The organism is Pseudomonas sp. B21-053, assembly GCF_026016365.1.
Lineage (GTDB): Bacteria > Pseudomonadota > Gammaproteobacteria > Pseudomonadales > Pseudomonadaceae > Aquipseudomonas > Aquipseudomonas nunensis.
On the sequence record NZ_CP087205.1, the window covers coordinates 1,693,359 to 1,716,853 of the forward strand.

Annotated in this window: 18 protein-coding genes; 12 read left to right on the top strand and 6 right to left on the bottom strand. The window is 58.4% G+C overall.

Features of this window, described 5'->3' with window-relative positions; genetic code table 11:
* Positions 1-95 precede the first annotated feature (95 nt).
* Positions 96-1,217: a beta-ketoacyl-ACP synthase III gene (locus tag LOY68_RS07760; RefSeq protein WP_265043967.1), complete on the top strand. Its 1,122-nt coding sequence runs from the start codon at positions 96-98 to the stop codon at positions 1,215-1,217.
* Positions 1,218-1,453: 236 nt separating this feature from the next.
* On the opposite strand, the gene LOY68_RS07765 is transcribed toward LOY68_RS07760, so the two are convergent.
* A complete protein-coding gene (locus LOY68_RS07765) occupies positions 1,454-2,770 on the bottom strand; it encodes a putative porin (RefSeq protein WP_054049092.1) in 1,317 nt (438 codons plus the stop codon).
* 281 nt (positions 2,771-3,051) lie between these two features.
* Between LOY68_RS07765 and LOY68_RS07770 the strand changes: the two genes are divergently transcribed.
* On the top strand, positions 3,052-4,176 hold the full coding sequence (locus tag LOY68_RS07770) for a GNAT family N-acetyltransferase (protein WP_163910397.1): 1,125 nt from the start codon (positions 3,052-3,054) through the stop codon (positions 4,174-4,176).
* A gap of 632 nt (positions 4,177-4,808) precedes the next feature.
* On the opposite strand, the gene aqpZ is transcribed toward LOY68_RS07770, so the two are convergent.
* The 5 genes from aqpZ to LOY68_RS07795 form a co-directional block, all read right to left on the bottom strand.
* Positions 4,809-5,504 carry an aquaporin Z gene (gene aqpZ / locus LOY68_RS07775; RefSeq protein WP_265043970.1) on the bottom strand — a complete coding sequence of 232 codons (696 nt, stop codon included), beginning with the start codon at positions 5,502-5,504 and terminating at the stop codon, positions 4,809-4,811.
* Between the two features lie 295 nt (positions 5,505-5,799).
* A complete protein-coding gene (locus LOY68_RS07780) occupies positions 5,800-7,632 on the bottom strand; it encodes an ABC transporter ATP-binding protein (RefSeq protein ID WP_265043971.1) in 1,833 nt (610 codons plus the stop codon).
* An 88-nt stretch (positions 7,633-7,720) separates the two neighbouring features.
* On the bottom strand, positions 7,721-8,278 hold the full coding sequence (locus LOY68_RS07785) for a peptidylprolyl isomerase (RefSeq protein ID WP_163908993.1): 558 nt from the start codon (positions 8,276-8,278) through the stop codon (positions 7,721-7,723).
* Between the two features lie 3 nt (positions 8,279-8,281).
* Entirely contained in the window at positions 8,282-9,085 is an 804-nt protein-coding gene (locus LOY68_RS07790) for an alpha/beta fold hydrolase (protein WP_265043973.1), read from the bottom strand.
* 14 nt (positions 9,086-9,099) lie between these two features.
* Positions 9,100-10,023, bottom strand: a complete 924-nt coding sequence (locus tag LOY68_RS07795; protein ID WP_054049109.1) for a LysR family transcriptional regulator — start codon at positions 10,021-10,023, stop codon at positions 9,100-9,102.
* Between the two features lie 49 nt (positions 10,024-10,072).
* On the opposite strand from LOY68_RS07795, the gene LOY68_RS07800 reads away from it, so the two are divergent.
* The 10 genes from LOY68_RS07800 (at position 10,073) to LOY68_RS07845 (ending at position 23,416) form a co-directional block, all read left to right on the top strand.
* Positions 10,073-10,387, top strand: coding sequence for a hypothetical protein (locus LOY68_RS07800; protein WP_054049111.1), 315 nt, complete (start codon positions 10,073-10,075; stop codon positions 10,385-10,387).
* Positions 10,388-10,614: 227 nt separating this feature from the next.
* Positions 10,615-11,214 (top strand): FMN-dependent NADH-azoreductase, encoded by a 600-nt coding sequence (locus tag LOY68_RS07805; protein ID WP_265043977.1) that lies wholly within the window; start codon positions 10,615-10,617, stop codon positions 11,212-11,214.
* Positions 11,215-11,636: 422 nt separating this feature from the next.
* Positions 11,637-12,503, top strand: a complete 867-nt coding sequence (locus LOY68_RS07810) for a carboxylate/amino acid/amine transporter (RefSeq protein WP_163908995.1) — start codon at positions 11,637-11,639, stop codon at positions 12,501-12,503.
* A 298-nt stretch (positions 12,504-12,801) separates the two neighbouring features.
* Entirely contained in the window at positions 12,802-13,317 is a 516-nt protein-coding gene (locus tag LOY68_RS07815) for an Hcp family type VI secretion system effector (protein WP_163908996.1), read from the top strand.
* A gap of 119 nt (positions 13,318-13,436) precedes the next feature.
* Entirely contained in the window at positions 13,437-16,343 is a 2,907-nt protein-coding gene (locus LOY68_RS07820; RefSeq protein ID WP_265043979.1) for a type VI secretion system tip protein VgrG, read from the top strand.
* On the top strand, positions 16,340-21,001 hold the full coding sequence (locus LOY68_RS07825) for an RHS repeat-associated core domain-containing protein (RefSeq protein ID WP_265043981.1): 4,662 nt from the start codon (positions 16,340-16,342) through the stop codon (positions 20,999-21,001). The genes LOY68_RS07820 and LOY68_RS07825 overlap by 4 nt, the downstream gene beginning before the upstream one ends.
* Positions 20,998-21,405: a hypothetical protein gene (locus tag LOY68_RS07830; protein WP_265043983.1), complete on the top strand. Its 408-nt coding sequence runs from the start codon at positions 20,998-21,000 to the stop codon at positions 21,403-21,405. Before LOY68_RS07825 ends, LOY68_RS07830 begins: the two co-directional genes overlap by 4 nt.
* A 209-nt stretch (positions 21,406-21,614) precedes the next feature.
* Positions 21,615-22,610: an ankyrin repeat domain-containing protein gene (locus LOY68_RS07835; protein ID WP_265043985.1), complete on the top strand. Its 996-nt coding sequence runs from the start codon at positions 21,615-21,617 to the stop codon at positions 22,608-22,610.
* 37 nt (positions 22,611-22,647) lie between these two features.
* Positions 22,648-23,040, top strand: coding sequence for a hypothetical protein (locus LOY68_RS07840; RefSeq protein ID WP_265043987.1), 393 nt, complete (start codon positions 22,648-22,650; stop codon positions 23,038-23,040).
* A gap of 112 nt (positions 23,041-23,152) precedes the next feature.
* The gene (locus LOY68_RS07845; protein ID WP_163909000.1) at positions 23,153-23,416 is read left to right on the top strand and encodes a PAAR domain-containing protein; all 264 of its coding nucleotides are present in this window, start codon (positions 23,153-23,155) and stop codon (positions 23,414-23,416) included.
* Positions 23,417-23,495 lie beyond the last annotated feature (79 nt).

Below are 23,495 nucleotides of genomic sequence, written 5' to 3' on the forward strand. Positions count from 1 at the left end.
ATGCCAGGTTGGACTCCACGGAATGGGAAAAGACCCTTTGTGTGTTGGTACGTCGGTGCCAGCACTTTCTGCCTGAACAGATTAGAGAAACGACCATGCATAACGTCGTCATCAGCGGCACCGGCCTGTACACCCCGGCCAACAGCATCTCCAACGAAGAGCTGGTGCAGTCTTTCAACGCTTACGTCGCGCAATTCAACGCCGACAATGCCGACGCCATCGCGCGCGGCGAGATCGAAGCGTTGACCGAGTCCAGTGCAGCGTTTATCGAAAAAGCCTCCGGCATCAAAAGCCGTTTTGTCATGGACAAGGAAGGCATCCTCGACCCGCAACGCATGGCGCCACGCCTGCCGGAGCGTTCCAACGACGAATGGTCGGTGCTCTGCCAGATGGCCATCGGCGCTGCCGAACAAGCCTTGCAGCGTGCCGGCAAGACCGCCGCGGACATCGACGGAGTGATCGTCGCCTGCTCCAACCTGCAACGTGCCTACCCGGCCATCGCCATCGAAGTCCAGGAAGCCTTGGGCATCCAGGGTTTCGGTTACGACATGAACGTCGCCTGCTCCTCGGCGACCTTCGGCATTCAGGCTGCGACCAACAGCGTGCAACTGGGCCAGGCCCGGGCGATCCTGATGGTCAACCCGGAAGTCTGCACCGGTCACCTGAACTTCCGCGACCGCGACAGCCACTTCATCTTCGGCGACGCCGCCACTGCGGTGATCATTGAGCGTGCCGACCTGGCGACGTCCAAATACCAGTTCGACATTGTTAGCACCAAATTGCTGACCAAGTTCTCCAACAACATCCGCAACAACTTCGGTTTCCTCAACCGCGCGGCGGAAGAGGGCATCGGTGCCAAGGACAAACTGTTCGTGCAGGAAGGCCGCAAGGTGTTCCGCGATGTGTGCCCGATGGTTGCCGAGCTGATCGCTATGCACCTGGAAGAGAACAAGCTGAACATCAGCGACGTGAAGCGCTTCTGGCTGCACCAGGCCAACCTCAGCATGAACCACTTGATCGTCAAGAAACTGCTGGGCCGCGAAGCTACCGAAGAAGAGGCACCGGTGATCCTCGACACCTACGCCAACACCAGCTCCGCGGGCTCGGTGATTTCGTTTCACAAGAATCAGGATGACCTGGCAGCAGGCTCGCTGGCCGTGCTCAGTTCGTTTGGTGCCGGGTATTCGATTGGTAGCGTGATTCTGCGCAAGCGCTGAGTTCGCTCTAAAAGATCGCAGCCTGCGGCAGCTCCTACGCCGATCGGGTTCAACTTCAATATTGAGTTGAAACCCGATCCTGTAGGAGCTGCCGCAGGCTGCGATCTTTTTTTGTGGGGCGCTTTTATGAAAACAGCCCCGCGTGGGTCTATCGGACGGATGATGGGGACCGATAGACCAACGCGAGGCTGTAAAGAAGCGCCCGGGCTTCCTTGCCCGGGTCGTATTGCGGGGTATCAGAACTTGGCTTCGGCATCCAGTTGCAGGGTTTTGATGTCCGAATCGCGGATGGTGGCGTTGGTGAAGTCGGATTTGGCCAGGAAGTACGTCGCGCCAAGGGCGAAGTTCTTGTCGATTTCATAGCTGACTTTCAACTTGCTGCCGCGCGAACCGGTGAAACCGTTGGCGAAGTCGGAGTCGGTGAAGGCACCGACCACCGCGTTACGCTGTACGTCGCGATAGTTGTAGTCCACGGCGAAGCCGTAAAGCTTGGTCTTCACACCGGCCAACCAGGCAGCGTCCTGATCGTTGCTGGCGTCTTTGTTGGTGACGTACTGACCGTATACCGAGAGCGGCAGTGGCAGGCCGGCGACGTCCAACTGGCCAAAACCTTCGTACAGTTTGAATTGTTCGTTCGGGGTGTTGCCGTTGGTGGCCAGGATGGATGGCGTGGTGGTGCCGCCGGCGGTGATGTCGTCGTCGTTGTCGTAGCCGTAGACGCTGCCACCCAGGGTCAGTTTCAGGTTGTCGGTGATGGCGAAACGCGCGCCCAACTGGCCGGCGTACAGACGCAGGTCGTGCTTGAACTGCACGCCGTCGCCGTCGACGTTGTCCTTGAGGGTGTAGTGGCCGGCGCTGCCGAACAGCTCGGTGCTGCCACCCAACGGGTATTTATAAGTGAGTGCCAGACCTTCAGGGCTGATGTCGCTATCCCAGATGATGTCGCCCATGCTCACCCATTGTTGCGGCATCTTGCCGCCAACCACGTGCAGGTTCTTCAGGAAATCAGGGTGGTAGTCCACGTAACCCTGGTCCAGCCAGATCGACTTCTTGTCGAAGTAACCGTCCAGGCTCTGGTTGGTGGAGCGAGCGTCGTCGTTGTTGCCGGTGGCGATACGGATACCGGTGTCGACTTGCGGGTTGATTTCGCTGTAGGCACCCAGGCGTACACGAATGCGCTGGCGATCCTGGTCTTTGTTGTTCGAAACACCATCGTTGTGCACGGTTTCTTCACGGAAGCGCACGTCACCCTTGAATTGGGTCTTGGCCGCCCATGCCAGTTTCTGGTCGAAGGTGCTCAGTTCATTGGTTTTTTTCGCGGTTGCCGCGATCTGTTCGTTGGTCTCTTGCTGAGCCTGGCGGGCGATTTGCTGGTCTTTCTGATCCCGTGCCAGTTCGGCTTGCAGTTCGGCGTATTGCGCCTGGGAAATCGAGCCATTTGCCTTGAGCATGTCGAGCAGTTTGGCGTCGACTGCGGCGCTCGCTGGAACACTCATGGCCAGCAGCAGGCCGCCACACAGGGCCGCCGCAGTTTTCGTGGAAGCAAGACGCATATCAATCTCCGAAGATGAAAGGGATGACTGAGCCATCCAGGACACAACCGACCGTTGTCGGACGGAAAACAGTGACCGGGTAAGAACCCGGCGCTCTAAAAACAGGCGCCAGTATCGCGATGGTTTATGACAGTGCAGTGGCAAAGTGATGGCGTCTCGATGACGATACAAATCTTTCATGAACCATCGTTCTAGAGCGCTGTCGGCGGATGAAAGGTGTGGGATGCGCGGCGATAGGCGATACTCGCGAAGCTGTCACGCAACGAACTGTGAGAATGCCGATGCCGCTGCAATGTCTGGAAAATCTGTCCGAAATTGCGCCCCAGACGTGGGACGCGCTGGTACCCGAAAGTCAGCCGTTCCTGCGCCACGCGTTCCTCAGTGCGCTGGAAGACAGTGGCAGCGTCGGCCCGCATTCCGGCTGGCAGCCTGAGCATCTGCTGCACATCGAAGGCGATCGTTTAATTGCGGCATTGCCCAGCTACCGCAAATGGCATTCCTACGGCGAGTACGTGTTTGATCATGGTTGGGCCGACGCCTGCGCCCGTGCCGGTATCGAGTACTACCCCAAGCTGTTGACCGCCGTGCCGTTCAGCCCGGTCAGCGGCCCGCGCTTGTTGGCGGCCAACGTGGAGGATGGTTTCGAGTTGCTGAACAGCCTGCCGGGCTATCTGGAAATCGAAGAACTTTCCAGCGCACACATCAATTTCACCGACCCGTTCACCGACGCTGCGCTGGCCGAACAACCTGGCTGGTTGCAGCGCATCGGTTGTCAGTATCACTGGCAGAACCGCGACTATCGGGACTTCCAGGACTTCCTCGATGCGCTCAGTTCGCGCAAGCGCAAGCAGATGCGCAAGGAGCGCGAGCAAGTGGCCGGGCAGGGCATCGAATTTGAATGGCTTGAGGGTGCGCAACTGACCCAGGCGCAGTGGGATTTCGTCTACGCGTGCTACGCCAATACCTACGCGGTGCGTCGGCAAACGCCGTACCTGACGCGGGAATTCTTCAGCCTGTTGGCCGAGCGCATGCCGGAATCGATTCGCGTGGTGCTGGCCAAGCAAGGCTCACGGCCGGTGGCCATGGCCTTCAGCCTGGTGGGTGGCGACAGCTTTTATGGTCGTTACTGGGGTTGTCTGGCGGAGTACGACCGTTTGCATTTCGAGACGTGTTTCTATCAGGGCATGGAGTATGCCATCGCCAACGGCTTTCAGCGCTTTGACGCCGGCGCCCAGGGCGAGCACAAGTTGATTCGTGGGTTTGAACCGGTGATCACTCATTCCTGGCACTACTTGCGTCATCCGGGGTTGAAAGCGGCGGTCAAAGACTTCTTGCAGCAGGAGCGAGTTGGGGTGCTGGCGTATGCGGAAGAGGCGAGAACGGCGTTGCCTTATCGGCAGGTTTGACGATTCATTAGTGTATTAGTTGGCTTCAGGAACTGTTTCGTGTGAGCGGGAAGTACGCCGGCCCCTGTTGTTAGGGGCGCGGCGTTTCATAATGGCTAAGTATCTGCAGAAGACATGGGTATTTATTTAAATGAGCCAGGCTTTTTGATGCTTTATTTCAGGGGTACTGGCTGGAAATTGATTTTATTAGGTGTTTAACGGGTACAAGTGTTCTGCACGGAACTCCAGATATAGCCTGGCGGGCATCTTGGTACAGGAGGCGGCATGGAGCCATGGTGAGGAGTGCTTGCCTCAACGAAGGGCCCTTTGTTCTCCGCGAAAGCCGCACCTTGAAACAGCCCGATGTTCAGCAATACGCTGAGGACCAAAATCTTTTTGATCATGAATGTTTTCCGGTTGTTTAGCTGATGGGTTGAACCAGTGGTTCAAGGGGTGGGATATTAACAACGACTTTAAATAAGGCCTAAGAGATGTTTGCTTCTGCTTGTGTGAGGGCTTTGCAGGTTGTGTTTGTTGAGTGAAAGTTGATTAATAAAGTGCCACGCACTTAGTAGTTGCGCCGAGTGACTGAAACATGTCGAGGAAGCGAGGATTGCCATGCCAGCAGACATGACAAATCCTCGCCCAGCCGCTCAGGTGCCTTCCTTGCCCAGCCAGCGATAAGTCACCCCGCCAACCACCGCGCCCAACAACGGCGCGACCCAGAACATCCACAATTGCGCGATGGCCCAACCGCCAACCATCAGCGCCGGCCCCGTGCTGCGGGCCGGGTTGACCGAGGTGTTGGTCACGGGAATCGAGATCAGGTGGATCAGCGTCAGGGCCAGGCCGATGGCGATCGGTGCCAGTCCCGTCGGGGCGCGTTTGTCGGTGGCGCCGAGGATGATCAGCACGAACATCGCCGTCATCACCAGCTCACAGACAAAGCCTGTGGCCATCGAGTATTTGCCGGGGGAGTGCTCGGCGTAGCCATTGGAGGCCAGCCCTGCCGACAGATCGAAGCCTTCCTTGCCGCTGGCGATGTAGTAGAGCAGCGCCGCCGCGATGATCCCGCCGATCACCTGGGCGATGATGTAGGCGGGCAACTCTTTGGCAGGGAATCGACCGCCGACGAACAATCCCACCGACACGGCAGGGTTGAGGTGACATCCAGAAATATGGCCAATGGCGAACGCCATGGTCAGCACGGTAAGACCAAACGCCAGGGCCACCCCCAACACCCCGATACCCAACGGCGAAGACGCGGCCAACACCGCACTGCCGCACCCACCCAACACCAGCCAGAACGTACCTAACAACTCAGTGACTGAACGTTTGAACAGAGACATGAGAGCGTCCTTGATAGGCGACCTATCGAGACTTTATCGCGTGATGCTTCCTGCAGATTTACGACAGGTTCATCTCCAGAACCTTGGCTGAGTACAGCAGGGTTTTAGAGGAATTCCAGCAGGCGATAAAAAACCGCCAGGGCCCGTGGTTAGAGGGCTGTGGCGGTTTTCTGGTGTGCCGCAGATCCAACTGTGGGAGCGGGCTTGCTCGCGAAGGCGGTGTGTCAGGCAACATTGATATCGACTGACACTCCCTTTTCGCGAGCAAGCCCGCTCCCACAGGGTCCGGGTTTGTTTAGTCGATACCGACAAACCCACCCGTCTGGTGCGCCCACAACCTTGCATACAACCCGCCATGGGCCAGCAGTTCGGCGTGGCTGCCGGTTTCGGCGATCTTGCCGTTTTCCAGCACCACCAACCGATCCATGCGGGCGATGGTCGAGAGCCGGTGGGCGATGGCGATCACGGTTTTGCCTTGCATCAGGGTTTCCAGGCTTTCCTGGATCGCCGCCTCTACTTCCGAGTCCAGCGCCGAGGTGGCTTCGTCCATGATCAGGATCGGCGCGTCCTTGAGCAGCACCCGCGCGATAGCGATCCGCTGACGCTGGCCGCCGGAGAGTTTCACCCCGCGCTCACCCACGTGAGCATCAAAACCGGTGCGACCTTCGGCGTCCGAGAGCAACGGGATAAATTGATCCGCTCGGGCCTTGTGCACGGCTTCCCAGAGTTCGGCGTCGGTGGCGTCGGGCCGGCCGTAAAGCAGATTGTCGCGGATCGAGCGGTGCAGCAGCGAGGTGTCCTGGGTGATCATGCCGATGCGTTCGCGCAGGCTTTCCTGGCCGACTTCGGCAATGTTCTGGCCATCGATCAGGATGCGTCCGCCTTCCACGTCGTAGAGGCGCAGCAGCAGGTTGACCAGGGTCGATTTGCCGGCGCCGGACGGGCCGATCAGGCCGATTTTTTCGCCGGGTTTGATGGTCAGGTTGAGGCCGCCGATGATCCCGCTCTTCTTGCCGTAGTGGAAATCGACGTGCTCGAAGCGCACTTCGCCGTTGGCCACCGCCAGTGGCTTGGCGTGCTCGCGGTCGGTGACGCTGACCGGTTGAGCGATGGTGCGCAAACCGTCCTGGACCATGCCGATGTTTTCGAAAATGCCGGTGACCACCCACATGATCCAGCCGGACATGTTGACGATGCGGATCACCAGGCCAGTGGCCAAGGCAATCGCGCCCACCGAGATCAGCGACTGGGTCCACAGCCACAGGGCCAGGCCAGTGGTGGTGACAATCAGCAGGCCGTTCATGCTGGTGATGGCCACGTCCATGCTGGTGACCACGCGGCCGGCCATCTGGGCTTTTTCGGTTTGCTCCTTGATCGCTTCCTTGGCGTAATGCTGTTCGAAATTGGTGTGGGCAAACAGTTTCAGGGTGGTGATGTTGGTGTAGCCGTCGACAATCCGCCCCATGAGTTTGGAGCGCGCATCGGAAGACTGCACCGAGCGATCCTTGACCCGTGGCACGAAGTAATAGAGCGCGCCGATAAAGCCTGCGATCCAGGTCATCAGCGGGATCATCAGGCGCCAATCGGCTTCGGCAAACAGCACCAGCGCGCTGATCGCGTAGATCAGCACATGCCACAGCGCGTCCACGGCTTGCACGGCCGAATCACGCAGGGCGTTGCCGGTCTGCATGATGCGTTGGGCGATGCGCCCGGCGAAGTCGTTCTGGAAGAAATTCAGGCTCTGCTTGAGCACGTAGCGGTGGTTCTGCCACAGGATCAGGCTGGTCATGCCCGGGGTCAGGGTCTGGTGCACCAGCAGATCGTGCAGGGCGAAGAAAATCGGGCGCAGGATCAGGGTGACCACCACCATCCAGGTCAGTTCGAGGGCGTGATCCTGGAAGAAATTCGGGTTCGGCGTGCCTTGGGCCAGGTCGATGATGCGGCTCAAATAATTGAACAGCGCGACTTCGATCAACGAGGCACACAGGCCGACGATCAGCAGGGCGGCGAAACTCGGCCAGACCTGCTTCAAGTAATAGGTATAGAAGGGGAAAACCCGATCCGGCGGGGCTGCCGTCGGTGCGTCGCGGAAGATGTCGATCAGTTTTTCAAAACGGCGATAAAGCATTGGTTCTCCGCCCGCGCAGGGGCTTTCCTTTGAGCACGATGAGCGGCGCCGTAAAGACCCGGCGACCGCTCAACATTCCTTGTGCAGCTTAGTCGATGACTTTGGCCGACTTGATGAACACAGGATCGGCAGGCACATCTTTCATGCCGCCGCGAGTAGTGGTTGGCGTGTTGACGATGATGTCCACTACGTCCATGCCTTTGACGACTTTGCCAAACACAGCGTAACCGTCGCCCTGGTCGAGGAAGTCGTTGTCCTTGACGTTGACGAAGAACTGGCTGGTCGCCGAATCCGGCACAGAGGTGCGGGCCATGGACAGCGTGCCACGCACGTTATGCAGACCGTTTTTGGATTCGTTCTTGATTGGCGCCTTGGTTTCTTTCTGCTGCATCTGTTGCGTGAAACCGCCGCCCTGGACCATGAACCCCGGGATCACACGGTGGAAAATCGTGTTGTTGTAGAAGCCGCTGTTGACGTAGTCCAGAAAGTTCTTGGTACTGATTGGCGCCTTGACCGGGTCCAGTTCGATTTCGATCTGGCCATTGGTGGTGTCCAGCAGCACATGCGGCGCCTTGGCGGGCGTGGCGGCCATCAGGTTGGCGGCGAACAGTACGGAGCCGGCGACGAGGGCGATTTTTTTCAGCATGGGTCAGTGATCCTGAGTAGTGGTGTCGACTGCGGTGAGAAACTCGAGCAGGGTTTGGTTAAAGCGTTCGGGTTGATCCAGCGGGGTGGCGTGGCGCGAATCGGCGATCACCACCAGCCGCGCATCGGGCAGCAGTTTTACATAGGTTTCTTTCAGTGCGACCGGTGTGTAGTCACGGTCGGCGCTGATGATGAGGGTTGGACAGGTGACCTTGGAAAGTCGTTCCTGGACACCCCAGCCAACGATGGCATCGAAGCTGGCGAGATAAGCATGTTTGTCGTTTTTTGCCCAGCGCTCAGCCATTTTTTGTCGCAAATCCGCTTGCTCCGGTTTGGGGAACAGCTTGGCGCCCAAGGCCTTGCCGATGGCGCCAAGGCTGAGCGCACGCATCAGGCTCCAGCGCTTGAACCACTGCCAGTAATCGTCGCGGCTGCGCAACTTGACCTCGGGTGCGCTGTTGACGATGCACAAACTCTTGAGCACTTGCGGCTGATCGGTGGCCAGTTGAAAACCGATCATGCCGCCCATGGACAGGCCCACGTAATGGGTCGGGCCGAGTTTCAGGTGTTCCATCAGCGCGATCAGGTCGGCGCTGAACCCGGCGATGCTGTAGCGCTCGCGAGGTTTGTCCGAGCGACCGTGACCGCGCACGTCCGGGACGATTACCCGGTAGCGGGCGGACAGCGCCGGGATCTGCATTTCCCAGTCCAGGGTGCTGGAACCCAGCCCGTGGACCAGCAGCAAGGGAGCGCCGTGGCCATATTCCTCATAGTGCAGGTTGCAACCTTCATGTTCGAAATAGGCCATTCGTTTACTCCGTGTCAGGCTTGTTCTGGGGCGGCGAAGGGCGCATCCAGCGGCGCGGTGTCGAAAGTGCGCAGCAGTTCGATGAGGATTTGCGTCGCCGGGCCCAAGGGTTTGTCCTTGTTCGAGTACAGATAGAAGCTCGGGTTGCGACTGCCACCCTGGTCCAACGGTAGCAGCTTGAGCGTACCTTCCTTCAATTCCCGTTCAATCATGTGCCGGGGCAACCAGGCGAAACCCAGGCCGCTGCTGACGAATGTCGCGGCGGTGGCCAGGCTGCCGACGGTCCAGCGCTGTTCGGCGCCGAGCCAGCCGACGTCCCGTGGCTGCTGTCGGCCGGAGTCGCGGATCACCACTTGCATCTGGGTTTCCAGGTCCTGGAAATTCAGTTCGCGGTTCATGCGGTGCAGCGCGTGATCGGGGTGCGCGACGGCGACAAATTCGACGTCGCTCAATTCCGCGCCAAGGTAGCCAGGAATGCTGAAACCGGTGATGGCCAGGTCGGCCACGCCTTCAAGCAGGACCTCTTCGACGCCCGACAACACTTCTTCGCGCAGCCGCACCCGGCAGCCACGGCTTTGCGGCATGAACGCGGTCAAGGCGCGCACGAGACGGGCGCTCGGGTAAGCGGCATCGACCACCAGCCGCACTTCCGCTTCCCAGCCTTGTTCCATGTGGTGGGCCAGGTCTTCCAGTTGGCTGGCCTGTTTGACCAGTTGCCGCGAGCGGCGCAGCAACACGCCGCCGGCCTCGGTCAGCACCGCTTTGCGGCCATCGATGCGCAATAACGGCACGCCGAGCTGGTCCTGCATACGGGCCACGGTGTAGCTGACCGACGATTGCGAGCGGTGCAGCGCTTCGGCGGCCTGGGCGAAACCGCCGTGGTCGACCACGGCCTGCAACGTTCGCCATTGATCAAGGGTCACGCGGGGCGCTTTCATGATGAGCTCCTCTTGTCCTAAGCTGGCGGTCCATATTGGAGACTGCCGAATGAGAAAATTCTGTTGTGTAGTGTTGGCGATGCTGCCGCTGACTGCGTTTGCCTATCCGATCGATGTTCAAAAACAGCTCAATGGCCTGAGCATCGACTACAACGCCTACGACACGGATAACGACATCGCGTCTATTCAGGTGAACAACTACGGCGCCACGGATGCGGTCTGCAAGGTGGTGTTCAACAACGGCCCGGAATCGCCGCGTACCCGCACCATCGAAGTGCCCGCCGGCAAACACAAAAACGCCACGGCCAAATTCACCCGTACCATTATCAAGATGCGCATTAACCTGAGCTGCTCGCCTAAATAAACCTGTGGGAGCGGGCTTGCTCGCGAAAGCAGTGTGCCAGTCGACACAAATGTTGAATGACGCACCGCTTTCGCGAGCAAGCCCGCTCCCACAAATACAGCGTTCGCTCAGCTTATAAACGAATTTATCGATGCTTTATAGCAGTTATTTGCGCTTTTTCATCGATATAACTCTGTTTAATCTCCACTCCATCGACTTACAGCATTCTCAGATGGAGGCTACATCCCATGTCCCGCGTTCTGATCATCGAAAGCAGCGCCCGTCAGCAAGACTCGGTATCCCGTCAGCTGACCCAGACCTTCATCAGCCAATGGAAAACTGCACACCCGGCCGACCAGATCACCGTCCGTGACCTCGCCGTCAACCCGGTGCCGCACCTGGACATCAACTTGCTGGGCGGCTGGATGAAACCTGCCGAACAACGCAACGACATCGAAAAGGCTTCCCTGGACCGCTCCAACCAGTTGACCGATGAATTGCTGGCTGCCGACGTACTGGTCATGGCCGCGCCGATGTACAACTTCGCGATCCCGAGCACCCTCAAGGCTTGGCTCGATCATGTGCTGCGTGCCGGCGTGACCTTCAAGTACACCGACACCGGCCCGCAAGGCCTGCTCAGCGGCAAGCGTGCCTACGTGCTGACCGCTCGCGGCGGAATCTACGCCGGTGGCCCGGCGGATCACCAGGAACCGTACCTGCGCCAGGTGATGGCCTTCATCGGCATCCACGACGTGACCTTCATCCATGCCGAAGGCATGAACCTGGGCGGTGACTTCCAGGAGAAGGGCCTGAACCAGGCCAACGCCAAGCTTTCCCAAGTGGCTTGAGGCTTTAATCGCCAGATAATCCCTTGATGTTCAAGTGACCTGGCGCAACCCTTCAAGTTTGCATGCGCATCGAACCTCCCTTTGCACTTGTTGCTCCTGAGTGCTGTAGCCCGATTGAACGCTTTAGCGAGATCGGGCTTTTTTTTGCCTGCGATTTATCTGGTTCACACGATCCCCTGTAGGAGCTGCCGAAGGCTGCGATCTTTTGATCTTTTGATCTTTTGATCTTTTGATCTTTTGATCTTTTGATCTTTTGATCTTTTGATCTTTTGATCTTTTGATCTTTTGATCTTTTGAAAAGATCGCAGCCTCGTTTCACTCGACAGCTCCTACACAGCTCCTACACAGCTCCTACAGGGGATTTATGTTGGTTGCAGAATGCAAAACCCGCTATCGTCGCCGCCATTCAAAACGAGGCGAGCATGGGCTATCTACTTTTTGTCACGCTGATCCAGGCGTTTTCCTTCAGTTTGATCGGCGAATACCTGGCCGGGCATGTCGACAGTTACTTCGCGGTGCTGGTGCGGGTGCTGTTGGCGGGATTGGTGTTTATTCCACTGACGCGCTGGCGTTCGGTGGAGCCCGCCTTCATGCGCGGCATGTTGCTGATCGGCGCGTTACAGTTCGGCGTGACTTACGTGTGCCTTTACCTGAGCTTCCGGGTGCTGACGGTGCCGGAAGTCTTGCTGTTCACCATTCTCACACCGCTGCACGTCACGCTGATCGAGGATGCGCTGAACCGGCGTTTCAATCCGTGGGCGTTGGTCGCGGCATTGGTGGCGGTGGCGGGCGCGGCGGTGATTCGCTATGACCGGATCAACCCGGACTTCTTCATGGGCTTCCTGTTGCTGCAACTGGCCAACTTCACCTACGCCGCCGGGCAAGTGCTTTATAAGCATCTGGTGGCGCGGCACCCGAGCGATCTGCCGCACTATCGGCGTTTCGGCTATTTCTACCTCGGCGCACTGGCGGTCGCATTACCGGCGTTCCTGCTGTTCGGCAAACAGAACTTCTTGCCTGAAGCGCCGCTGCAATGGGGCGTGCTGGTATTCCTCGGCCTGGTCTCGACGGCGTTGGGGCTGTACTGGTGGAACAAAGGCGCATGCCTGGTGAATGGCGGCACGCTGGCGGTGATGAACAATCTGCATGTGCCGGTGGGGTTGCTGATCAATTTGCTGATCTGGAATCAGCATGAAGAACTGGGGCGCTTGTTCCTCGGTGGGTCGGTGATTTTGATGGCGGTGTGGATCAGTCGGTTGGGCGTACGCCGGACTGCGCTGGCTTCGTAAAGACGAGTGCGCAAGAAGTTGCGCAGTGAATGGGCGAAATCAGCCTGAAAAATCGCTGCAAGCCACGCCGTTAAAGGCCTACAGGCAAGTGCGCAAGAAGTTGCACAGTACTGCGCAACTTCTTGCGCACTTTGACGTCGTTTCCTACGGCCAAAATCGAAAAATCCCCATGCATGGGCCGCAAACCCTTGAAGCGTAATGGGCACATGTTGGCTGGCACAACTTTTGATATCTCCTTCGACAGCTGGACAGGCAATCACGCCGTCCGGTCCTGTCTTTCAAGCAAGGAGAGCACCCCATGGCAACACCTGCCTACATGTCCGTCACTGGCGAAAAACAAGGTCTGATCACCGCCGGCGCCTTCACTGCCGACTCGGTTGGCAACACCTATCAAGAAGGTCACGAAGACCAAGTCATGGTTCAGGCGTTCAGCCACGACGTGATCATCCCGCGTGACCCACAGTCCGGCCAGCCGACCGGCCAGCGCGTGCACAAGCCAGTTGCGATCACCAAGGTCTACGACAAGGCATCGCCACTGCTGCAAGCGGCGCTGACTTCCGGCGAGCGCCTGAGCGAAATCGTTATCCAGTGGTACCGCACTTCGGCCCAAGGGACCCAAGAGCACTACTACACCACCAAACTGGAAGACGCGATCATCGTCGCCATCAACAACAAAATGCACAACTGCCAGGATCCGTCGAACTCGCACTTCACGCACCTGGAAGAAGTGCAGTTCACCTACCGCAAAATCACCTGGACCCACGAAGTATCCGGTACTTCGGGTTCCGATGACTGGCGTCTGCCGGTCGCCTGATTCAGGTCGACTGTTGCACCGCCTCGGCCCGAGCGGCCGAGGCGGTTTGTTGTCCCTAAAGAATTTTTTGCAGTCGTCGAGCGTTGACGCCTGCCGCCACATCGCATGAGGAACAGGGAATGTTCGCACCGGCCAATCAGACTCACTTTGCCCTGACCATCGACGGGGCCGACAGCCAATTCCAGGTGCTGTCCTTCACTGGCCGGGAAGCGCTCAACCAGCCGTTCGAATTCGAACTGGAACTGGTCAGCGAAAAGGCCTCTCTGAACCTCGAAAGCCTGCTGCACAAACTGGCATTTTTGCAGCTCACGCAAAACGGCTCCGGCATCCACGGTCTGGTCTACAGCATCGCCCAGGGCGAGGCCGGCAAGCGTTTGACCCGCTATAAAATCTCGCTGCGTCCGCAATTGGCGTACCTGGCGCACCGGGTCAATCAGCGGATCTTCCAGCAAATGACCGTGCCGCAGATCATTGCGCAGGTGCTGGAGGAACACGGCATTCTCGCCAGCGAACACAAGTTCCAGCTCAGCGCGGTGTACCCCGAGCGCATCTACTGCGTGCAGTACGACGAATCGGACCTGCACTTCGTTCAGCGCCTGTGCGAAGAAGAGGGCATTCACTACCACTTCCAGCACAGTGCCAGCGGCCATCTGCTGGTGTTCGGCGATGACCAGACGGTGTTCCCGAAACTCGCGCCGGTGACCTATCAGCAGGACACCGGGCTGGTCGCCGATCAGCCGGTGATCAAGCGTTTCGGCCTGCGCATGATCACCCGCACCAGCCGCACCACACGGCGTGATTACGACTTCACCAAACCAAAAATCGAACTGGAAAGCGACGCCAAAAGCGCGGCCAAACCGGACCTCGAGGATTACGATTATCCTGGCCGTTTCGTTGATCGCGAACGCGGTAAACACCTGGCTAATCGTGCTCTGGAACGCCATCGCAGTGACTACCGCCTCGCCGAAGGCAGCAGCGATCAACCGCTGCTGGTCACCGGGCATTTCCTTGCCCTGGCCGCGCACGCCAATCCGGCGTGGAACGACCTGTGGCTGCTCACCGAAATCTTCCACGAAGGCAAACAGCCGCAAGTGCTGGAAGAGGTGATCAGCAGCGACGTCACCGATCACAAGGACGATTTCCACCAGGGTTATCGCAACCGTTTCAGCGCGACCCCGTGGGACGTGCCGTACCGCCCACCGCTTGATCACCCGAAACCGAAAGTCCTCGGCACCCAGAGCGCGGTGGTCACCGGCCCCGAAGGCGAAGAGATTTTCTGCGACCAGTACGGCCGGGTGAAGGTGCAGTTCTTCTGGGACCGCGAAGGCCAGCACGACGACAAGACCAGCTGCTGGATGCGTGTCGCCACGAACTGGGCCGCGCAGACCTTCGGTTCAATCAACCTGCCACGCGTCGGCATGGAAGTGCTGATCAGCTTCCTCGAAGGCGATCCCGATCAGCCGTTGATCACCGGTTGCCTGTACCACGGCGCCAACCTGCCGCCGTACAAACTGCCCGATTTCAAGACCCTGGCCACGGTCAAGAGCAAGGAATACAAAGGCAGCCGCGCCAACGAACTGCGGATCGACGACACCACCAGCGAGATCAGCATCGCGCTGCGCAGCGACCACGGCGCCAGTGCGATCAACCTCGGCTACCTGACCCATCCACGCCCCTCCGGCGGCCAACCGCGTGGCGAAGGTTTTGAACTGCGCACCGACCGCCATGGCGCGGTGCGCGCGGCCGCCGGGTTGCTGATCACCACCGAGCCACGACCGAACGAATCCAAGCACCACAAGGACCTGCCGGAAACCGCCGAACGCCTGGCCACGGCCAGCGAGCAGCAGGACGGTTTTGCGCTGCAAGCCAAGGAACTGCAAGCCCAGGAACCCGGCGATCAGGACGACGTGGCCAAAGCCCTGCACGCGCAGCATCAGGGCATCCTCGGTAGCGGCCCGGCGAACATGAGCGCCAACGAATTCCCCGAGTTCACCGAAGCGCATCTGGTGCTCGCCAGCCCGGCCGGCATCGCCCTGAGCACCCCGCGCTCCAGCCACATCGCCACCGGCGAACACCTGGCGTTGAGCAGCACCGGTCACACCAGCCTGTCGATCGGCAAACGCCTGCTCGCCAGTGCCAGTCAGGGCATGCGACTGTTTGTGCAAAACCTCGGTTGGCGGCTGGTCGCGGCCTCCGGTGACATCGACATCCGCGCGCTCAAGGACAGCATCAACCTGCTGGCCAAACTCAACATCACCGCCAACGCCGACCGCATCACGATTACCGCGAAAACCGAACTGGTGATCCAGGGCGGCGGCAGCGCCACGACCTACAACGCCGGCGGCATCACCCACGCCACCACCGGGCCGTACACCGCGCATGCGGCGAACTTCGCCTACACCGGGGCGAAAAGTCTCGCGGGCGTGTTTCCCGAACCGCCGAAACCAGGCAAGGGCAATCTGGAGTTGTTCAACCAGTACGCCGGGCTTCAAGGCATCAAGGGCGGCGATTTCGAAGTCGTCGACGCCTTGGGCAAAAGCCTCAAGGGCACGCTGGATGCCAAGGGCTTTGCCACGGTCTCCGGCGCGGCCCCGGGGCCGGCGCGGGTGATGTTTGGCAAGGACCCGGCGGACACCTGGAGCGATGGCAGCTACATCGGCAAAGCGCAATGGCCGCTGAGTCCGCCGAGTGCGGAGGACATTCCTGGCCCGGTGCAAGCGATGGTCGCGCAGGTATTGCCGAGCAAGAACTGGGACGTGCTGGAGAAAGGTAAAGCCCTGGCGCAGACCGGCATGAGCGCCGTGCAAACTGCGCAAGGCGCCATGCAAACCGCACAGCAAGTCAAAAGCGCAGTGCAGGGCGGCGTGGCCGGGTTGCCGAAGCTCGCCAGTGCGGCGATGCCGAGCGCCTCGAGCTTGCTTGGCGCGGCGAGCAGGAGCGGCAAGTTGCCGAGTCTGCCAGCGGTAACACCTCCCAAGACCTCCTTTAAAACCCCGGGCCTGCTGGCCGGTGAGATGCTGTCATGACCACTGAAATTGTAAAACGTGAACCTCAGGTTGCCATCGTTCCGCTCAACACCATCGACGTCCAGGACGTCGGGCGCGGTGCGGCGGTATTCGATGCCTGGTTACAAGAAATCAGTGGCGGCGTGGTCACCCTTGATCGCTTGAAAAACGTCGCCGGTGGCTTGCCTGTGATCGGCAACATCATGGCGCTGGTCGATGCGTTGGGCGATATCGTCACCCTGAGCAAAAGCAAACAACGGGAGTTGCTCGACTGGGTCAGCCTCGGCATCAACCTGATTGGTGTTTTACCGGCACCGCCGACCATGGCGGCGGCGCGCATGAGCCTGCGCCCGACCCTGTTTCTGGTGCGTCAGGAGCTGCGCAGCAGCGCCAAGATGCTGCTGGGCGATTCGATGATCGAGGTGCTGGTCGGACACCTCAACGCGACCATCATCGGCACCCTGGATGACTTCGTCACCCAGGCCCAAGGCAAGCTGTCGGGCATCCTTTCGGACGCCGGCCAACTCGGCGAAAAAGTCGTCGGTGATATTGCTACGGGCCTGGAAGCCGTGGTCAACGGTGACCTTGACGCAAAAGGTGATGCCAAGGCAGCTCGCAATAACATCACTGCGGCTTACGAAAAGGTCTGGAGTAATCCCAAGCAGGCCGCCGGCAATTACCTCGGTGCCGTGTTCAGTCTTTACAAGGCTGTGGGCAAGGGCATTTCCAACAGTGCGGCGAAACATCTCCTGCCCGATCAAGCCAAAGCGTTGGTGCTGACCCACACCAGTTCATTACGAATCATGGGCCCGGAGATCAACAAACAACTCAGCAAACTGGGGGATCCGGGGACTCGGCATTCCATTGGTTGGTTGTTGCAGATGCTGGGTGGCGCGGTTGCCACGTGGCGCAAGCGTCGGGCTCATGGGCAGGGGGCGAGCGTCAAACCTGCGGCGACCAGTCAGGCTGAGCACAAGGCGGGCGAAGGTCGGTTGGAGGCCACCAGTCGTCAGGCACCGGCAACGAATGCCGCCGATGCCAAGAAAAACGCCACCTGTACCGGCACCTGCAACAGCATCAATTTTGCCTTGGGTTCGGAAAGCCTTAGCCACACCGATTTCAGCCTGCCGGGGCCGTTCCCGGTCGAATGGTCGCGCGCCTACAATTCGCGTCTGGGCGCTTATGACCAGAGCGAACTCGGTGCACGTTGGATCACCGAGTTCACCACGCGTTTCGACTGCGTTAACGATGGCCTGAAGTTTCACGACGCTGACGGTCGCAGCCACAATTACCCGCTGCCCAAAGTCGGCCTGTTCCACTATGACGCCATCGAAAACATCACCCTGGTGCGCTCGGGCGAAGACCAGCTCCTGCTGTGCCGTGGTTTCGAGCGCAAGGAAACCTACGTCCGTCGTGGTCAGCGTTATGTACTGACCAACGTCTCGCTGCGCAACGGCGCCGGGATCATGCTGCATTACGAGCATCGCCACGGCGAGTTGTCGGTGCTGTCGGACCTGATCACCTATCAGGAAAACGACTTCAGCAAAGTCCACCTGCACCTCGGCACGCTGATCGACGATCACGGCCGCTTGATCGGCCTCTGGCAAATCGTTGACGGCGTTCCTCTGCGGCAACTCTGCGCCTACCAATATGACGGGAATGGCGACCTGATTCAGGCCCAGGACGAGAACGGCGCGGCGTGGTCGTATCAGTACCAGCATCACCTGATCACCCGTTACACCGACCGTACCGGGCGCGGCATGAATCTGGAGTGGCAAGGTGTTGGCACCGACGCCAAGGCCATCCGCGAATGGGCCGATGACGGCAGTTTCGACACGCGCTTGGAGTGGGACGAAAACATCCGCCTGACCTACGTCACCGACGCCCACGGTAACGAGACCTGGCACTACTACGACATCCTTGGCTACACCTACCGCATTCGTCACCCCGATGAGCGCTCGGAATGGTTCTTCCGTGACGAGGCTAAAAACCTGATTCGTCATGTCCACACCGACGGCAGCACGGATCGCTGCACCTACGACGAACGCGGCAACCGCCTGCAACACATCCGCGCCGACCACACCGTCATGCATTACGCCTACGACGATCAGGACTTGCTGATCAAGATCAGCGATGCCGAAGGCGGCCAATGGCAGCGAGCCTACGACGATCAGGGCAACCTGGTCGAAGCGATCGATCCACTGGGCAACAAAACCGAATACGCCTACAACAAGGCCGGCCTGCCCACCGCGATCAAAGACGCCAACGGCAACGAAAAAGCCCTGGCCTACAACGACGCCGGGCAGTTGGTGGAATACGTCGATTGCTCGGGCAAAACCAGTGCCTGGGAATACAACGAACTCGGGCAGATGATTTGCTTCACTGACCCGGCCGGGCAGAGCACGGAATACGAATACAAGGCCGGGCAGTTGGTGTTGATCAAACACCCGGACAAAACCGAAGAGCGTTTTGAGCGTGATGCAGAAGGTCGGCTGTTGGCGCATGTTGATGGCCTCGATCGTTGCACCACCTGGAGCTACAGCGCCGCCGGTTTGATCGCCGAACGGGTCGATGCCGCCGAACAAACCTTGCGCTACCGCTGGGACCGACTCGGCCAGTTGCTGGCCCTGGAAAACGAAAACGAACAACGCGCGCAGTTCCACTACGACCCGGTCGGTCGCCTGCTGGAAGAAACCGGCTTCGACGGCCGCACCACCCGCTATCAATACGACGCTCAGACCGGGCGCCTGGCCCACACCGTCAACGGCGAACGCGTGATTTCGGTCAGCTTCGACCCCATGGGCCGCTTGACCGAACGCCGCGCCAGCCTGGGCGACCAGTCGCAAAGCGAGACCTTCGCCTACGACGGCAACGGCAATCTCGTCATGGCCAACAACGCCGACAGCCGTCTGCAATGGTTCCACGACCCGGCCGGTAACCTGCTGCGTGAACACCAGCACTACCTCGGTCTGGAAAACCCCACGGTCGCGATCTGGCAGCACGAGTACGACGTGCTTAACCAACGTGTCGCCACCGTGCGCCCGGACGGTCACCGCGTCAGCTGGCTGACCTACGGCAGCGGCCACTTGCTGGGCCTGCGTCTGGACGATCATGAACTGATCGGCTACGAACGCGACGACCTGCATCGCGAAGTCGCCCGCCATCAAGGCAACCGTCTGCTGCAAACGCAAAAATGGGACCCGGCTGGCCGCTTGCAAGAACAGCTGCTGGGGCGCAGCGACGCCCCGTCCACGCTGCTTAAACGCGACTACAAATACGACGCCGCCGGCCAACTGACCGACATCAACGACAGCCGTCGTGGGCCGCTTGCGTACCGTTACGATCCGGTCGGCCGACTGCTCAGCGCCACCACCCGCCAAGGCGTGGAAACCTTCGCCTTCGACCCGGCCAGCAACCTGCTGGACGCCAAAACCGCCGAAATCCGCCGTCCACTGGATCAAACCCCGCCGCGCAGCAAATTGGTCGACAACCTGCTACGCGAATACGCCGGCACCCACTACGACTACGACGAGCGCGGCAACCAGATCCAGCGCTGGCACAACGGCACCCGCAGCGACCTGCAATGGGACCTGTTTGATCGGCTCGTGCATTTCGAAGACCCACGCCTGGCCGTCGATTTCGCCTACGATGCCCTGGGACGACGCCTGCACAAAAACTCCACGGCCCACTACAAACAGCGCCCCGAGGCCGGCTCGCAATGGAACCGCAGCGAGCACGCGCGCAAACAACGCGAATACGGCTGCGGCTTCACCCTCTACGGCTGGGACGGCGACAACCTCGCCTGGGAAAGCAGCCCGACACAAACCGACGGCGCGCCCGGCCGCACCGTCCACTACCTCTTCGAACCCGGCAGCTTCGTCCCGGTCGCCCAGGCTGTGCGTCACGCACCGATCAATCTGCTCGGCCAACCGGATTACAGCGGCGAGTACAGCCTTGATGAAGATCCGTTGTGGAATCACAAGGCAACCGCCTCAGCGTTTGATGCGTTGGCGTGGTACCAGTGCGATCACCTGGGCACTCCGCAGGAACTGACGGACCCGCAGGGCAACATGGCCTGGACCGCGCAGTACAAGGCGTGGGGGCAGGTGACGGAGCAGCGCTCGGAATGGGCGCGGCAGCACGGGGTGGTGAACCCGATACGGTTCCAGGGGCAGTATCACGACCATGAGACGGGGCTGCATTACAACCGGTATCGGTACTATGATCCGGGGGTTGGACGGTTTGTTTCGCAGGATCCGATTGGATTGGCAGGTGGTTTCAATCTACACGCCTATGCTCCAAACCCGATTGAATGGGTGGACCCCTTGGGCTTGGCAAAATCTTCAGGTGGAGCAGGGCGCAAACAACAGTCTGATAAACCTAATCAAAACTCAAAATGTCCGTGCAGAAAAAAGTGGGAAATAAATCGCTATGACCGAGTATGCGAAGGTCACGTGCCAGGCGTAGGTTATGTGAAATATTATCGCGATCCCGACAATAAACGGTGGTGGTCTGAAGACCAGACCGGTCATGGGGAAAGTGCTTGGAAAGTTCATAGTAAAAGCGGTGAGTGGATCGCTGATGCTGATGCGTATGGCGACTATATGGAAGGAAAGCATAAGGGTGATACAGGTAAGAATTTGAATTTTAATTCTATGAAGTGTAAAGGTGCGAAATGATTGAGACAGCGGAGGAGTTTGTTGCGTTACGCAGTAGTCAAATAAAAGACGAATACGATAGAGCTGCAATGGAAGAAGCTCCTATATCTGTGTGGCGCGAAGTTATAAGTGAGTATCCTGACTATAGGAAGTGGGTTGCGCATAACAAGACGGTTCCTCTTGAGATTCTTGAGGAGTTATGCGTTTTTTCGTCGGATGTGAGACGATTTATTGCCTCAAAAAGAAAGCTATCGCTTAAGCTTTTCGAGCTTCTTTCCAATGATTTGGATGCTGATGTAAGGGTCGAAATTGCAGCGAATAATAAGGCGCCAAGGACGGTCTTGGAGAGCCTGTTAATGGATGCAGATGAAGATGTAGTGAGTGCGGCAAAAAATAACTTAGAGCGGCGGGGATATGCTCGCTAGATTTTCTGCTGGTGATTGTTTCAGTAAAAGGAGAGCAGATGGAAAAAAGTAGACCAACTTATTTTTTTTCTCTCATGCTCGTGCGAAGAACCAAAGAGAGAAGCTAAAGTGTTCACGTGTCCAGGAACGATGTAGCGTGAAGCACTATAGGGTTTTATGTTGTCGAACAACGTTTGACATGTTTAGGGATCCCAATATGAGATTTTTGTATGCTGCAATTAACTCCTGTCTTTAACCGTTTCCGCACTGCCTGTATCGTCACTTCGGTTCTCCTCTGCGGTCCGAGCCTGGTGCAAGCTCAGTCAGCGGACGTGTCCAAGCAACTGGATAATGCGGTGCTTCAATACGCTTATTCCAAAGAGCAGAAAGATCTTGATGCCGTGAACCGGTTACTCAAGAGTGGCGCCAAACCTGATATTCAGATTTTGTGGCATGCCGCTTATTACAAGAGTCCTGACCTGGTTGATCGTTTTCTTGAATTTCCGGTTGATATCAATCAGCCCATTAGTGACAACGGTGAAACAGTACTGTTGTCCATGCTGGGGCATATGGGCGATCCAGACGAGCTCAAAGATACAACGCACATTGTGCATAGTCTGCTCAAGGCTGGTGCCGATGCTAATGTAATTGCTCAGGGCGGGACTAATACCCCACTTATTGCGGCGGCGAAGCTAGAGAACTCATCGGCGCCGGAGCTGATTAAGTTACTTTTACAGTTTGGCGCTGATGCCAAGATGGTGACCCCGCAGGGGTTCTCGCCACTCATGAAGTCGGCGTCTGATCTTGATGTTATCAAGGTATTGATTGCCGCTGGCACCGATCCTTATGGTGTCACCAAGGTAGGTTCAACTGCTTTGCATTTTGTTTGCGAGCGCGCCTATGGGCTGAGCGATCAACCTGATCCGCAAGCTGCACAACGGATTGCCCTGCTGCACAAGGCCGGCACTTCGATTGATGCATTTCAGCCACAGCAGCAGGCATGGCCTGTTGGCACACCTTTGCTGGAAAGCGCAATCCACCACAATCCTGACTGCACCAAGGCCTTGATGGCAGCAGGTGCTGATAAGGATGCTCTCGCTTTCCCACCGGAATATGTGGCCGAATATCCAAGTGCGAAAGGCCAAACGGTGCGTCAAAATGTACTGAAGTCAGCTAAAGATGTACCTGATCTGTATTCGGATGCCATTGTGAAGTTGTTCAAGTAAGTCCAGTAGACCGAGCACTATTAATTTAAGGATGAATATGAAAAACACAGCATTGATCTTTGTACTCGCAAGCACTTTTTCAACCTTTAACCTCGCGCAGGCAGAAGATGTTGATCCCGCAGTGCTGAAGAATGTCTACGATTCCACACGCAACATTTCCGGTCTCATTACTTATTGTGTCGATAAAGGTTTTCTGAAGTCCGACAGTACTGTAAACGCCAAGAAGATGGTGGCGTACGCGGCGGGTATGCCTGGCGGTCTGGACACCCGTGACGGGGATAAGAACGAAGCCTATGGTCGAGAGGGTAAGGGCAAGGGGCCGGACGGAAAGTACGAGAGCGTGGAAAGCGCTGCACCTCAGGGTGTTGAAGCCTGGTGCAAGGGCGCCGATGAGGGTGTGCGTGAGGGGTTGAAGTCAGTCGGTCTGTGAATGCGTTCGCGGCACATGCCAATATGATTGCCTGGACTGAAAGATGCTCGCTGACTGGCGAGCGTTTTCAACGTTTCACGGGATGTTCGGTTTTTACAGGGATGGCCAAATCATGAAAGACATCATTCGCTTGGGCGACTCCACCAGCCACGGTGGCGTGGTACTGGAAGCCTTTTCCCAAACCGACCTCAACGGCAAACCGATTGCCGGTGTCGGCCACAAGGTCAGTTGCCCACTGTGCAAAGGGATTTTTCCGATTGCCGAGGGCAGCAGCACTTACACCGTCGGCGGTATCGCAGTGGCGCTGGACGGGATGAAAACCGCGTGCGGTGCTGCCCTGATTGCCAGTGGCCCAAAGGGCGCGGTGATCAGTTGAGGATCGAACAGGATGCACACCCCCTGTAGGAGCTGCCGAAGGCTGCGATCTTTTGATGTTGTTCGTAACAGCAAGATCA

Bases quoted from the DNA above. Each gene is read 5' to 3' on its own strand.
- LOY68_RS07840 (WP_265043987.1), top strand. From the start codon at position 22,648: ATGAAAAACACAGCATTGATCTTTGTACTCGCAAGCACTTTTTCAACC.
- LOY68_RS07810 (WP_163908995.1), top strand. From the start codon at position 11,637: ATGGGCTATCTACTTTTTGTCACGCTGATCCAGGCGTTTTCCTTCAGT.
- LOY68_RS07825 (WP_265043981.1), top strand. From the start codon at position 16,340: ATGACCACTGAAATTGTAAAACGTGAACCTCAGGTTGCCATCGTTCCG.
- LOY68_RS07770 (WP_163910397.1), top strand. From the start codon at position 3,052: ATGCCGCTGCAATGTCTGGAAAATCTGTCCGAAATTGCGCCCCAGACG.
- LOY68_RS07845 (WP_163909000.1), top strand. From the start codon at position 23,153: ATGAAAGACATCATTCGCTTGGGCGACTCCACCAGCCACGGTGGCGTG.
- LOY68_RS07765 (WP_054049092.1), bottom strand. From the start codon at position 2,770: ATGCGTCTTGCTTCCACGAAAACTGCGGCGGCCCTGTGTGGCGGCCTG.
- LOY68_RS07800 (WP_054049111.1), top strand. From the start codon at position 10,073: ATGAGAAAATTCTGTTGTGTAGTGTTGGCGATGCTGCCGCTGACTGCG.
- LOY68_RS07815 (WP_163908996.1), top strand. From the start codon at position 12,802: ATGGCAACACCTGCCTACATGTCCGTCACTGGCGAAAAACAAGGTCTG.
- LOY68_RS07795 (WP_054049109.1), bottom strand. From the start codon at position 10,023: ATGAAAGCGCCCCGCGTGACCCTTGATCAATGGCGAACGTTGCAGGCC.
- LOY68_RS07785 (WP_163908993.1), bottom strand. From the start codon at position 8,278: ATGCTGAAAAAAATCGCCCTCGTCGCCGGCTCCGTACTGTTCGCCGCC.
- LOY68_RS07835 (WP_265043985.1), top strand. From the start codon at position 21,615: ATGCTGCAATTAACTCCTGTCTTTAACCGTTTCCGCACTGCCTGTATC.
- LOY68_RS07820 (WP_265043979.1), top strand. From the start codon at position 13,437: ATGTTCGCACCGGCCAATCAGACTCACTTTGCCCTGACCATCGACGGG.
- aqpZ (WP_265043970.1), bottom strand. From the start codon at position 5,504: ATGTCTCTGTTCAAACGTTCAGTCACTGAGTTGTTAGGTACGTTCTGG.
- LOY68_RS07830 (WP_265043983.1), top strand. From the start codon at position 20,998: ATGATTGAGACAGCGGAGGAGTTTGTTGCGTTACGCAGTAGTCAAATA.
- LOY68_RS07760 (WP_265043967.1), top strand. From the start codon at position 96: ATGCATAACGTCGTCATCAGCGGCACCGGCCTGTACACCCCGGCCAAC.
- LOY68_RS07790 (WP_265043973.1), bottom strand. From the start codon at position 9,085: ATGGCCTATTTCGAACATGAAGGTTGCAACCTGCACTATGAGGAATAT.
- LOY68_RS07805 (WP_265043977.1), top strand. From the start codon at position 10,615: ATGTCCCGCGTTCTGATCATCGAAAGCAGCGCCCGTCAGCAAGACTCG.
- LOY68_RS07780 (WP_265043971.1), bottom strand. From the start codon at position 7,632: ATGCTTTATCGCCGTTTTGAAAAACTGATCGACATCTTCCGCGACGCA.